The following is a 469-nucleotide window of genomic DNA, read 5'->3' as shown; positions in this document are numbered from 1 at the left end:
CACTGATGACACCTGAGCAGTTGTCAGTCGCTGTAGGTACAGTCAAGTCAGCCTCAGCAACTGAGCATTCTCCCGTGACAGTCGTCAAAGTAGCCGCATCAGCAACCGGAGCAGTGGTGTCCTCGATAGTCACCGTTTGTGTTTGAGTTGCCATGTTACCCGATCCGTCAGTATATGTCCAGGTCACAGTCGTAGAAGCGGTGATCGGGAAAATCGTATCGGTCGTCCCACTGATGACACCTGAGCAGTTGTCAGTCGCTGTAGGTACAGTCAAGTCAGCCTCAGCAACTGAGCATTCTCCCGTGACAGTCGTCAAAGTAGCCGCATCAGCAACCGGAGCAGTGGTGTCCTCGATAGTCACCGTTTGTGTTTGCGTAGCTGTGTTGCCACTTCCATCAGTAAATGTCCAAGTCACAGTCGTAGAAGCGGTGATTGGGAAAGTCACATCAGTGGTTGCGTTGATAGCACC

General features: G+C 52.0%; 1 pseudogene. It reads right to left on the bottom strand.

Annotated elements, in window-relative coordinates:
- Positions 1–469: pseudogene (locus BFP72_RS19250) on the bottom strand (hypothetical protein); the annotation flags it as partial.

Source organism: Reichenbachiella sp. 5M10 (genome assembly GCF_002742335.1).
Taxonomy (GTDB): Bacteria; Bacteroidota; Bacteroidia; order Cytophagales; family Cyclobacteriaceae; genus Reichenbachiella.
This window is presented reverse-complemented; position numbering and strand designations above follow the sequence as displayed.